This window comes from Actinomyces sp. HMT 175 (genome assembly GCF_016694895.1).
GTDB classification, from domain to species: domain Bacteria; phylum Actinomycetota; class Actinomycetes; order Actinomycetales; family Actinomycetaceae; genus Actinomyces; species Actinomyces oris.
On the sequence record NZ_CP068012.1, the window covers coordinates 1,294,741 to 1,307,060 of the forward strand.

A 12,320-nucleotide genomic window follows, 5' to 3' on the forward strand; every position below is an offset into this window, starting at 1 on the left:
CCGCTCAGGCAACCATTCGCGATAAGGCTGTGGCCCGCACCCCGTGAAGGGGCGCGGGCCACAAGCCTGTGCGGCGCGTGTCCGGGCCGAGCGTCAGCGGACGATGAGGCCCTGGGCCTTGGCGACGGCGTCGGCCAGGCGCTCGGAGACGTCCTGCCAGTTGGCGATGTTCCAGACGGCCTTGACGTAGTCGGCCTTGACGTTGAGGTAGTCGAGGTAGAAGGCGTGCTCCCACATGTCCACCATGAACAGCGGGATAGTGCCCACGGGCACGTTGCCCTGCTGGTCGAAGAGCTGGAAGGTGACGAGCTTTCCGGAGAGGGAGTCGTAGGCGAGCACGGCCCAGCCCGAGCCCTGGATGCCCATGGCGGTGGCGGTGAACTGCGCCTGGAACTTCTCGAAGGAGCCGAAGGAGTCCTTGATGGCCTCGGCGAGCTCGCCCTCGGGCTGGCCCCCGCCGTTGGGGGAGAGGTTCTTCCAGAAGATGGAGTGGTTGGTGTGGCCGCCCAGGTTGAAGGCCAGGTTCTTCTCCCACAGGTTGATGGCGGCCAGGTCGCCGGACTCGCGGGCGGCGGCCAGGGCCTCCAGGGCGGCGTTGGCGCCGGCGACGTAGGCGGCGTGGTGCTTGTCGTGGTGGAGCTCCATGATCTTGCCGGAGATGTGGGGCTCCAGGGCGGCGTAGTCGTAGGGGAGCTCGGGAAGGGTGTACACGGCCATCAAGGACTGCCTTTCGGTGGGTGAGGTGGCTTCAGTCCCGCCTCAGCAGGGCTCGTTAGGACTGAAGTCCTGAACATGGTTCATGCTAGACGTGGCGCCGGAAGAGGGATAGGGAGCCCGCGTGTGATTACACTGACCGCGGAAACACTGCCGTCCGTACCCGTCCACGAAGGATCCGCTATGACCGACCAGGCTGCTTCCGCCCGTCTCGAGCTTCTCGTCTTCTCCGACGACGCCACCGTGCGTCAGGAGGTCATCGACGGTGTCGGACGCCGACCGGCCAAGGGGCTGCCACTGGTGAGCTGGACCGAGGCGGCCACCGCCGAGGGCGTGCGCATGGCCATCAAGGACCGCCAGAAGGAGGGCCAGGCGCCCTTCGACGCACTGGTCCTGGACGCCGAGGCCAAGAAGCTCGGCGGCATGGGACTGGCCCACGAGCTGTTCACCGAGCTCGACGAGCGCCCCGCCGTCGTCCTGCTGACCGCCCGCCCCCAGGACGACTGGCTGGCCGCCTGGGCCAAGGCGGAGGTCGTCGTGCCCCGCCCCCTGGACCCGCTGAGCCTCCAGGAGGGCGTCGCCAAGGCCCTCACCGCCCGCCGCGGCACCGTCACCCCCGCCGGCTGAGCTCGGCTCCGCTGTCCCCGTCCGACGTCGGCCACGGGGCGCTTGGCCCGCGCTCGGCGCCCTCACTCCTGCGAGGCCAGGACCTTGCGGTGGCGGGCAGCCGCACCGATCGGCCACGTGAGCACCGCGGGGTCGCCGTCGACCTCCACGATGCGGGCGCCCTCGTCCAGGACCCAGTCGGCCAGCAGGCTCGTCTCCTCAATGCTCGCCACCTCACCGACGCGGCCGGGCCGCTCAACGACCCGGGCGCTGGCGCGCAGCAGCTCGACGGCGGGGCGCGGGTCGGCGCCCGGCGCGGTCGTCATGGAGCCGGCCAGCACGCCCCAGCGCACCACCACCAGCTCCCAGCTGCCGACCTCGCGGCGGCGGGCCGCCATGAGATGCGGGCAGGCCAGCAGGGGCCGCACCCGCTCAGCCCGGTCCACAGCCCGCAGCAGGCAGCGCAGGCGGCCCGTCCAGGTCCCGGCCTCCTCGTAGCGCTCGGCCCGGGACAGTTCCGCGATGCGCTCCAGCAGGGGAGAGGCCACCAGGTCGACCTCGCCCGACAGGCAGGCCAGCACCTCGGCCGGCTCAGCCGGGAGGTCGTCGTGGCGCACCCGCCGCAGCTCGCGCCCGTCCCAGCGGCGCAGACGCAGCACCGACTCGGCGGCCCGCAGGGCCTCCTGGCCCCTGCCGCGTGAGGCGAAGGGGCCCACCGCATGGCCGACCTCCTCCGTGGGCAGCACGGTGGTCAGCGCCAACCGCGGCTCGGTCCCCGGGCCTGAGCCCTGGGTCAGGTGAAGCCAGGGGCGGCGGCGCGGGGCCCGGGAGCGGCGGTTGACCGGCGGGTCGAGCTCGGCGATCATCCGCAGCTCGCGCACCCGCGCCTCAATGAGCGTGGGTGTGGCGATGTGCCGCACGCTCACGGTGGTGTCCAGCATCTGCGCCACCTGGCGGCGTTTCTCCGCGGCGGTGAAGTAGGAGCGCACCCGGCGCTTGAGGTCCACGGCGCTGCCCACGTAGAGCACCTGGTCGGCCGCCGAGCGGAACTGGTAGACGCCGGGGCCGCCGGGCAGGGCGTCGGCCAGGCGGCTCTTGGCGCGGCGCCTGGCCGGGACCGGGTCGGAGGCGGTGGCCAGGTCCTCCAGGTGCGTGACGCCGAGCGGCGCCATAACCTCCAGGGCGCCGTGCAGCACGTCCACGGTGGCGCGCGCGTCATCCAGGGCCCGGTGCGTGGGATGGGTCTGGGAGCCCACGAAGGCAGCCAGCGTCCCCAGCTTGTGGTTGGGCACCTCGCTGCGGGTCCAGGCCTTGCGGGCCAGCGCCAGGGTGTCCAGCACGCGGGGCTCGGGCCACTCCAGGCCCAGGGCCGCTGCGGCGCCACGCAGGTGACCGACGTCGAAGCGGGCGTTGTGCGCGACGAGGACGACGTCGTCGGCCAGCAGGTCCGCCCAGTCCAGGAAGGCCTCCACGCAGGTGCGTACGCCGGGGGCGCCGGCCACCATGGCGTTCGTGATGCCGGTGAGCATGGTGATCTGGGCGGGGATGGCGACACCGGGGTTGACCAGGGTGGAGAACTCCGCCAGCACCTGCCCGCCGCGCACCTTGACGGCCCCGATCTCCGTCAGAGAGCGAGCGCCCGGCGCCCCGCCGGTGGTCTCCAGGTCCACCACGACGAAGGTCGCCCGCTCCAGGGGCGTGCCCATGTCGGCGAAGGACACCTGGGTCCCGATGGTGCTCACGGTCGCAGGCTAGAGGATGGCAGTGACATGCATCCTCGCCGGCAGTCGGGAAGTCGGTGCGAGCAGGGTGGGAAGCACCCTAGAATCACCCCATACCCGAGCGGCACCGCCGGCTCCGGTGCCGTCCGTCTCCGATGGTGCAGGACCGTGTGGTGGCCGCCCAGCCAGCAGTTCACAGGAGGCCCCGCGTGGGATACGGACCCATCAAGGCAACAGTCGGCCCGGCCCTGGAGATGCTCTACCAGCCCTGGATCCGTGGCGAGGAGAACATTCCCGCCGAGGGCGCGGCGATCCTGGCCTCCAACCACCTGGCGGTCATCGACTCCTTCTTCCTTCCGCTGCTGGTGGACCGCGAGGTCGCCTTCATCGGCAAGGCCGACTATTTCACCGGCAAGGGCGTCAAGGGCTGGGCGGTGAAGAACTTCATGAAGACCGTGGGCACCATCCCCGTGGACCGTTCCGGCGGCAAGGCCTCCCAGGCGGCGCTCCAGGCCGGCATCGACCGCCTGCGCTCGGGGCAGCTCTTCGGCATCTACCCCGAGGGCACGCGCAGCCCCGACGGGCGCCTCTACCGCGGAAAGACCGGCGTGGCCCGCATCGCCCTGGCCACTGGAGCCCCCGTGGTGCCCGTGGCCATGATCGGCTCCAACCTGGCCCAGCCGATCGGCAAGTCCATCCCCTCCACCCGCCACCGCGTGGGCATCGTCATCGGCGAGCCGCTGGACTTCTCCCGCTACAAGGGCCTGGAGAACGACCGCTTCGTGCTGCGCTCCATCACCGACGAGATCATGTACGCCCTCATGGCCCTCTCCGGCCAGGAGTACGTGGACCTCTATGCCGCCGACGTCAAGAAGGCCATGGACTCGGAGAAGAAGACCGCCGACGAGGTCGTCACCGAGATGCTCGCCGCCCAGGCGCAGGCCCGCCCCTCGGCGGCCCCCGTGGCCGCGCCCGGTGGCCGCCCCGCCCCCGAGGTCTCCGTGCCCGAGCCGCCCGAGGACAAGAGCGGCAAGGACAAGAAGAAGGACAAGACCTCCGACGACGAGGCCGAGCCCGGTGCCGAGTAGGGGCGGGCGCGGCTGATCCCGGCAGGGCGAGGATTGCCTGACGGCTGACCAACCGGTTCCAGAGTGTCGGTGTGCTGCGATAAAGTTACGGAATCTTCCTGTAACATGCACCACACGATGAGGAGTGCTCATGGCTGCCATGGATCGCGACACTTTCATTCCCCTCGGGACATCGATTGTGAAGCTGCTCCTCATAGCCTCCGGACAGGGAGCACTCGCCACAGCGGTTGGCGAAGGTGCCGGGCTGTTGGCGAAGTTCCGGAGAACGCTGGAAATCGGCGGAAATCGGGCGGTCTTTGCTGAGAAGATCGCCGACGATGCAGCAAAGCAGCTGCTCCGAGAGCATCAGGGGATCTCCGAGGCTGACTGGCATGTGGCAGCCCGACAGGCGGCATCCCTCATCGACCAGCTCTCGGAGAAGGAACGGCTTGCCGCGGGATACAACTGGGAAGAGCTGCGCCGGACTCTTCTTGACCTGGGTGGCACAGACCTGCGCAGCGATCTGGCGGACGAGTCAGCGAGGCAGGCCTTCGACTGGGTGCTTGAAGTGGCCTGCCAACGCATTGCTGATTGCTTCACCGAGAAGGAGGCGTTGGCCTCTATTCTCGAAAGCGTCGAGGAAGTCCGTGCTGGGATTCAACGGCTCGCCGAACGTCCCGCTGGAGCCTCCCAGACGCGCGCCGTCGTTGCTGACCATATGGAGGTGGTCCGCGACCTTGCTCCCGATCCACTGGAGGATCGAGAGCGAGAGCTGGCCGAGCTAGAAACATTTGTCCGAGGTTCACAAGACACTTGGTACGCCATGGAGGCGGGCATGATTAGCGGAAAAACCGCCCTGATGTCCTCCTTCGCATTGAATCCGCCCGATGGCGTGCACATCGTTTCCTTCTTCATTCGTCGCATGGGTGGCGATGGGAATGACTGGAAAAGTTTTTCTTTCGTTGCTGGGGCTCAATTGGCAGAAATTTTAGGAGATGAGTACACAGAGCGGGTTTCTGAGCCGGCATCCCAGAACACCGAGTTCCGTCAACTTTTGCGTCGAGCAGCAACGGCTTGCCAATCAGACAAGAACCCTCGGCCTTTGGTTCTTGTCATTGACGGAGTGGACGAGGATTCCTACTACGAGCGACCAGATGAGGCTGCAGCTAAGTCCATTCTATCGTTGCTGCCGCGACATCTTCCCGAAGGTGTGAAGTTGGTGACGGCGTCTCGGCCGAACCCTCGGATGCCAGAGGATATAGTATGCAATTCTTCGAGGACAATTGCCTCACTTAAACCTTCTCCTATTGCTCAAGAGAAGATCAATCAGAAGGATATTGAAACGTTCTTCAAATCTGATCTCGCTGTCGATATCGGAGCATTTCTAGCGGCGTGTGGGGGTTTTCTCACCATCGATGAGTTGCGGCAGTTGATCGCTAGGCATCGCCATCTTGAGAATGTGCCCAGTAGAGACGTCAAGGCGTGTGTAGATCATTCTCCTGGTCGTATGCTCATGCGAGTCAACGTCGGCTTCGGAAACCAAGAAATCCCATCCTACATTCTGGGACATGACGCTGTTCTGCGTGCCGTGCTACGTGAGATTTCTCCCGACGGCTTCGGAAAAGATGATGAGTCAAAAGCTGAAACCTGGTGGGCGTCGGCCCGTGGTAGAGCCCTGAAGCCATATCGTCGTGTTATCCGGGCATGGGTGGAAAAGCGGGCTGCCGACGGGTGGAACAGCACAACTCCCAACTATATGTTGAGTGAGCCTTGCTTCGACATGATGACCGACGTGGATGTGGAGAGAAAACCGGCTATTGACCTCGTATTTGATTCAAATCGATACCATGAAATATGGCGTCGATTCGGGAGGCGTTCCCATGTTCTGCGCACAATTGAACGTGATTACAGTAAAGTGTTGGAACTTTATGGTGACGAGGTTCCGGAGAATTCAGAGCGATTGTTTCTGGAGATCGTCGAACTAAAAGAGGCGCTCGCTCGTATGGAATCTTATTTGCCGGGCATGCTGGAATTGTCCTGCTTGTACTTTAATGCCCCCATTGAAAAAATTCAAGACACAGTGCTATCTCTAGATTCAGTTGAGTCCAGGTTAAGAGCTGTTGAAGAGGTAGGTGAAGCTTGTGTGCGAGGTGGTCGAGGCTGCGAACTGCTAAACTTCTTTCCGGAAGTGCTAGACTCACTAAATTCCTGCCCGAAGATTCGTGATGAACTTTCGAGAATACTGATCGATATTGTAGCTGTTGACATTGGGGCCTTAGGTCATGATGTAGATGAGGTTAGTTGGAGGACTTCGCTGCTGCGTAAGTATTCTGTTTGGTGTGGTTTTACCAAAGATTCTTTGCAAACTTCCGCCTGTGTGAATCCCTCATCTCTCGAAGTTGATTGCTGTAGCCAAGCGTATTCTTCATACTGGAATAGCCTGAAGGCAATAGTCGATAGTGTTGAAGAGCCTGCAATGCGGTTTAGAATTATAATAAAACTTTTGTGTGCGCTGATTGGTGTGAAGCGAACCGAACAGTCGCTTGTTGATGACGGTACAGTCTGGAGATGTAATTTCGAACCACATTTGTGTCTTAGTTCTGTCTCAAAAGGTGTCCCTACGCTAACTTCTGAAGTCTTGGCAGGCCATATTTGTGAGTTAGTTGAATCTATCGATAGTTCTCGATTGTGTGCCGAAGTGTCGAGGAATGCGGCGGTTGTCTTGTTGAGTGTGGGGATGATGGAGGAAGCTCGGCGCTGCGCCATTACTAGTCAACGGGCAGCTTGGCGGGTTGATGACTTTCGGTTACGTACTGAGGCATTGAGGAATGCTGTGGTTGCCTTGGTGAGTGTGGGGATGATGGAGGAAGCTCGGCGCTGCGCCAACGTTGTCGAACAGCTTTCTGGGCGGGTTAGTGGTTTCCGATGGAGGGCTGAAGCATTGGCTAATTCGGTAGTTTCGTTGGCAAGTGTGGGGTTAGCTGAACAGGCTGAAATGGTTGCGGAGGAGGTGCAGTGTGTAGTTGCGCAAATTGATGATCCATGGTGGAGAGTAGAGGCGCTGGTTAAGGTTCAGAAAGTCTTCGTTGATGGCGGTTTGATCGACCGAGCGCAGCGGATTGCTCAGGAGATTGATGATGTTCGTTTGCGCGATCAAGCTCATTTTAATTTGGTTAGAGAATTGACGGATTCGGGGTCGTTTGATCTAGCGCAGCGAGTGACTGGGCTGATCGGTGATTCTCGTTTGCGTGGTGAGGCGTTAATGAAGGTGGCGTGTGCGTTTGCTGGTGCGGGTCTACTCGAGCGGGCTCGGGAGGCCGTAGAGAAGGCGCAGCGGACGGTTGAGAAGGTGGCTGATTTTCGTTTGCGTGGTGAGGCGTTGATGAAGGTGGCGTGTGCGTTTGCTGGCGCGGGTCTACTCGAGCGGGCTCGGGAGGTCGCAGAGAAGGCGCAGCGGACGGTTGAGAAGGTGGCTGATTTTCGTTTGCGTGGTGAGGCGTTGATGAAGGTGGCGTGTGCGTTTGCTGGCGCGGGTCTACTCGAGCAGGCCCAGAAAGTTGCAGAACGAATCGGTGACTTTCAGGAGCGCCTGCCAGATTTGGCGTGCGTCGCGGCGAGAGCTGGTTATGTTGAACAGGCCCGGCAGGTTGCGTATCAGATTGACGATCAAGGGGTGCGTGCCGCGGTGCTGGTGAGGATAGTTGACGATCTTGTCTCTGTGGGAGCAGTCGAACAAGCACAGGAAACTTCCGACCGCGTCATAAACCTAGCTGAAGGAATCTATAATGTTCGTTTGCGTGCCGAGGTGCTCATAAAAGCGCTATGTGTCTTGATTAATTTGGGTTTCATCGAGCATGCGTTTGACATGGCTTCCCGTACAGTGTTGCACATCGAAGAGTGGCACTCACGTAATGAAGCTCTGGTAAAACTTGTCATCGCTTTATCTGAAGTGGGGCAGGCTGATCGGGCCCGTGATGCCTTCGAACGGATTACTGGTTCTTGGTGGCGCGAAACTGCTCTGTTTAAGATGTCAGGTGCTTTGGCGGATGCGGGTCGGTTTGAGCAGGCTCAGGAAGTCGCTGCCGAAATTAAGCGCTCCTGGTGGCGTGGTGAGGCTCTGGTGAAGATTGCGGGTGATTTGGCGGATGCGGGTCGGTTTGAGCAGGCTCAGGAAGTCGCTGCCGGAGTAATGGACTCCTGGCGGTGTGGTGAGGCTCTGGTGAAGATTGCCGGTGCTTTGGCGGATGCGGGTCGGTTTGAGCAGGCTCAGGAAGTCGCTGCCGGAGTAATGGACTCCTGGCGGTGTGGTGAGGCTCTGGTGAAGATTGCCGGTGCTTTGGCGGATGCGGGTCGGTTTGAGCAGGCTCAGGAAGTCGCTGCCGGAGTAATGGACTCCCGGTGGCGTGGTGAGGCTCTGGTGAAGATTGCCGGTGCTTTGGCGGATGCGGGTCGGTTTGAGCAGGCTCAGGAAGTCGCTGCCGGAGTAATGGACTCCCGGTGGCGTGGTGAGGCTCTGGTGAAGATTGCCGGTGCTTTGGCGGATGCGGGTCGGTTTGAGCAGGCTCAGGAAGTCGCTGCCGGAGTAATGGACTCCCGGTGGCGTGGTGAGGCTCTGGTGAAGATTGCCGGTGCTTTGGCGGATGCGGGTCAGTTTGAGCAGGCTCAGAATTTGGCATTTGTTTCCATGGAGCTCGCCGAGGATATTGCTGACTCTTCTTTGAGGGAGGGTGCTGTAAGTCGAGTTGTGAGACACCTAGTGAAGGTTGGATTGTTAGAGTTGGCCGAATCTGTCGTAAAACGGGTTGCTAGCTTTGATTTAAGGGTTGGTGTGCAGTTCATCGTGGTCAAGGCGATGATCCAAAACGGCATGATGCTTGACGCTGCGGACGTTGTGCGTTGGGAGTTGAGGCTGACGGAAATCTTGTCGGATAGGGAGGATGCCGCAAATTGCTGTTTGCGTTTTGCTCGGCTGTGTTCTGATGTTGGCGTGATGGGTGATAGTTATCCTGCTGATGTGCGACTATGGAATAATTTTGCACGCGGTGCGTTGGTTCGCTCTTGGTCCTACCGTGCATCCGTCTGGGAACACTTCGACTTCCTGTTGCGCGTGGCGCCAGAACTGGCAGTACAACTCGTAGATGAACGGATTCTCATCGATCCCGAGGGATGCCCCGCCCCGGAGTCCGACCCCGACCTTGGGCCTGAAGGGCCTGGCGGGGACGCCGGGGCATACCGTTAGGATGGGTCCGTCACTCCTCGTATCCAAGGAAAGGTTCCCGATGTCGATTCGTCGCGTCGCCCTGCTCACCGCTGGCGGTTTCGCCCCCTGTCTGTCCGCCGCCGTCGGCGACCTCATCGAGCGCTACACGCAGGTCGCTCCCGAGGTCGAGATCATCGCCTACCAGTACGGCTACCACGGCCTGCTCACCGGCAACTACATCGTCATCGACGACGAGGGCCGCAAGAACGCCGGCATCCTGCGCGACTTCGGCGGGTCCCCGATCGGCAACTCCCGCGTCAAGCTCACCAACGCCAAGAACCTCGTCGATCGCGGCCTCGTCGAGGAGGGCGTCAACCCCCTGGAGTTCGCCGCCGAGCAGCTGCGCAAGGACGGCGTCGACGTCCTGCACACCATCGGTGGCGACGACACCAACACCACCGCCGCCGACCTGGCCGCCTACCTCCACGAGAACGACTACGAGCTCACCGTCGTCGGCCTGCCCAAGACCATCGACAACGACGTGGTTCCGATCCGCCAGTCCCTGGGCGCCTGGACCGCGGCCGACGAGGGCGCCGGCTTCGCCTTCAACGTCATCGGCGAGCACCGCTCCAACCCCCGCATGCTCATCGTCCACGAGTGCATGGGCCGCAACTGCGGCTACCTCACCGCCGAGACCGCCCGCCGCTACCACGACCTGCTCCAGACCAAGCAGTGGGCCCCCTCCCTCGGCCTGACCAAGGAGCGCTGGGACGTCCACGCTGTCTTCCTCCCCGAGGTGAAGCTGGACATCGCCGCCGAGGCCGAGCGCCTCAAGGCCATCATGGACGAGCAGGGCAACGTCAACATCTTCCTGTCCGAGGGCGCCGGCGTCCCCGAGATCATCGCGGAGATGGAAGCCGCCGGCCAGGAGGTCCAGCGCGACCCCTTCGGCCACGTCAAGCTCGACACCATCAACCCCGGCCAGTGGTTCGCCAAGCAGTTCGCTGAGCTCATCGGTGCTGAGAAGGTCATGGTCCAGAAGTCCGGCTACTACTCGCGCGCCGCCCACGCCAACGCCGAGGACCTCGCCCTCATCAAGAAGATGTGCGACCTGGCCGTCGACTGCGCCCTGCGCGGCGAGTCCGGCGTCATCGGCCAGGACGAGGAGAACAACGACGAGCTCACCGCGATCGCCTTCCCGCGCATCGCCGGCGCCAAGCCCTTCGACATCACCCAGGCCTGGTTTACCGAGCTCATGGCCGAGCTGGGCCAGAAGGTGGAGCCCGCCGAGGCCGCCCCCGAGCACTGAGGCTGAGCCCGCATCCTGCCGCGGCCGGTGCCGTCCTCGTGACGGCGCCGGCCGCCTCTCTGTGCCCGTCTGTGCCCTGGAGGGTGGTGCCGGCGGCCCCAGGTGTCACGTTTGGCGACTATTCAACCCGCCCGCGGCGCTTTTGTAACGGCGGCCTTCGCATCCGTGCAGGTCAGGGCGTTGCAACCAGTCGGTGCGCGCTCTGTTGCAGCCCTAAAAGTCGCCCACAGTGACAGAATTCGTCTCCCAACCCCCGTGTTTCGCGATGCGGCGCCGAACCCGGGCAATCTCCCGACTGGCCTATGCTGACGGGCGTGATGAACGAGCTCTCCGCCGCCCGCACGGACGCCCAGGCCCCCGCATGGCGCCACCTGCCCGCCCTCCAGCAGCCCGCCTACCCTGATGAGGCCGCGCTTGCCGACGTGGTGGCGGACCTGCGCCGCCGACCCCCGCTCGTCTTCGCCGGAGAGGTCGACTCTCTGCGCGAGCTCATCGCCCAGGCCAGTACCGGGGAGGCCTTCGTCCTCATGGGCGGGGACTGCGCCGAGTCCTTCACCCACAACACGGCCGACAACATCCGCCTCAAGGTTCAGACGATCCTCCAGATGGCCGCGGTCCTCACCTATGGCGCCTCCACGCCCGTGGTCAAGATCGGCCGCATGGCCGGCCAGTACGCCAAGCCCCGCAGCTCGGACACCGAGACCCGCGGCGAGGTCACCCTGCCCGCCTTCCGCGGCGACTCCGTCAACGGCCACGAGTTCACCCCCGAGGCCCGCATCCCCGACCCCACCCGCATGCTGGACGCCTACCTGCGCTCGGGCACCACCCTCAACCTCATCCGCGCCTTCACGATGGGCGGTTACGCGGACCTGCGCGAGGTCCACTCCTGGAACCGCGGCTTCACCGCCAACCCCGCCTACAAGCGCTTCGAGTCCTTCGCCGAGGAGCTCGATCGGGCCATGCGCTTCATGGATGCCGCAGGCGTGGACTTCGAGGCCCTGCGCCAGGTCGACTTCTACGCCGCCCACGAGGCCCTCCTCCTGGAGTACGAGGACGCCATGATCCGCGAGGACTCCCGCTCCGGGCGCCTCTACGACACCTCCGCCCACATGCTCTGGGTGGGGGAGCGCACCCGCGAGGCCGACGGCGCCCACGTCGCCATCCTCGCCGGCGTTCACAACCCCGTCGGCGTCAAGGTCGGCCCCACCACGTCCCCCGACGACATCGCCCGGCTCATGGACCGTCTCAACCCCGAGGGCCTGCCCGGACGCCTGTCCCTCATCACCCGCATGGGCGCCGAGCGCATCCGCGAGGCCCTGCTGCCGCTGGTGGAGGCGGTGCGCGCCGACGGGCGCCCCGTCACCTGGATCGCCGACCCAATGCACGGCAACACCATCACCTCCGACAACGGCTACAAGACCCGCCGCTTCGAGACGATCCTCGACGAGATCCGCGGCTTCTTCGAGGTGCACCGCACCCTGGGCACCGCCCCGGGCGGTATCCACGTCGAGCTCACCGGCGACGACGTCACCGAGGTCCTCGGCGGCGGCGAGCACATTGACGAGGCCGGCCTGGCCGAGCACTACGAGACCCTCGTCGACCCGCGGCTCAACCACCAGCAGTCCCTCGAGGTCGCCTTCGAGATCGCCGAGATGCTCAAGGGCTGAGAACACTCGCTGAGCGCCCGCCTGCAGAGCAGGCGA

At 63.6% G+C, this 12,320-nt stretch carries 7 protein-coding genes; 5 read left to right on the forward strand and 2 right to left on the reverse strand.

Annotation, left to right across the window (positions count from 1 at the left end):
* Positions 1-93 precede the first annotated feature (93 nt).
* A complete protein-coding gene (locus tag JJJ14_RS05580) occupies positions 94-717 on the reverse strand; it encodes a superoxide dismutase (RefSeq protein WP_009405978.1) in 624 nt (207 codons plus the stop codon).
* A gap of 180 nt (positions 718-897) precedes the next feature.
* Here JJJ14_RS05580 and JJJ14_RS05585 point away from each other — a divergent pair, with 180 nt between their 5' ends.
* Complete coding sequence (locus tag JJJ14_RS05585) at positions 898-1,341, forward strand: hypothetical protein (protein WP_201444918.1); 444 nt, start codon at positions 898-900, stop codon at positions 1,339-1,341.
* Positions 1,342-1,403: 62 nt separating this feature from the next.
* Here the strand turns inward: JJJ14_RS05585 and JJJ14_RS05590 are convergent, their stop codons facing one another.
* Positions 1,404-3,062 carry a DEDD exonuclease domain-containing protein gene (locus tag JJJ14_RS05590; protein ID WP_269089890.1) on the reverse strand — a complete coding sequence of 553 codons (1,659 nt, stop codon included), beginning with the start codon at positions 3,060-3,062 and terminating at the stop codon, positions 1,404-1,406.
* Between the two features lie 188 nt (positions 3,063-3,250).
* On the opposite strand from JJJ14_RS05590, the gene JJJ14_RS05595 reads away from it, so the two are divergent.
* The 4 genes from JJJ14_RS05595 to JJJ14_RS05610 all read left to right on the forward strand — a co-directional run bounded on the left by JJJ14_RS05595 (position 3,251) and on the right by JJJ14_RS05610 (position 12,284).
* Positions 3,251-4,129: a lysophospholipid acyltransferase family protein gene (locus JJJ14_RS05595; protein WP_201444919.1), complete on the forward strand. Its 879-nt coding sequence runs from the start codon at positions 3,251-3,253 to the stop codon at positions 4,127-4,129.
* A 130-nt stretch (positions 4,130-4,259) separates the two neighbouring features.
* On the forward strand, positions 4,260-9,347 hold the full coding sequence (locus tag JJJ14_RS05600; protein ID WP_201444920.1) for a hypothetical protein: 5,088 nt from the start codon (positions 4,260-4,262) through the stop codon (positions 9,345-9,347).
* A 40-nt stretch (positions 9,348-9,387) separates the two neighbouring features.
* Entirely contained in the window at positions 9,388-10,617 is a 1,230-nt protein-coding gene (locus JJJ14_RS05605; RefSeq protein WP_201444921.1) for a pyrophosphate--fructose-6-phosphate 1-phosphotransferase, read from the forward strand.
* Positions 10,618-10,934: 317 nt separating this feature from the next.
* On the forward strand, positions 10,935-12,284 hold the full coding sequence (locus JJJ14_RS05610; protein ID WP_236592942.1) for a class II 3-deoxy-7-phosphoheptulonate synthase: 1,350 nt from the start codon (positions 10,935-10,937) through the stop codon (positions 12,282-12,284).
* The last annotated feature ends 36 nt before the right edge of the window (positions 12,285-12,320 follow it).

Excerpts from the sequence above, each read along its gene's own strand:
- JJJ14_RS05580 (WP_009405978.1), bottom strand. The coding sequence starts at position 717 with ATGGCCGTGTACACCCTTCCCGAGCTCCCCTACGACTACGCCGCCCTG.
- JJJ14_RS05585 (WP_201444918.1), top strand. The coding sequence starts at position 898 with ATGACCGACCAGGCTGCTTCCGCCCGTCTCGAGCTTCTCGTCTTCTCC.
- JJJ14_RS05600 (WP_201444920.1), top strand. The coding sequence starts at position 4,260 with ATGGCTGCCATGGATCGCGACACTTTCATTCCCCTCGGGACATCGATT.
- JJJ14_RS05605 (WP_201444921.1), top strand. The coding sequence starts at position 9,388 with ATGTCGATTCGTCGCGTCGCCCTGCTCACCGCTGGCGGTTTCGCCCCC.
- JJJ14_RS05610 (WP_236592942.1), top strand. The coding sequence starts at position 10,935 with ATGAACGAGCTCTCCGCCGCCCGCACGGACGCCCAGGCCCCCGCATGG.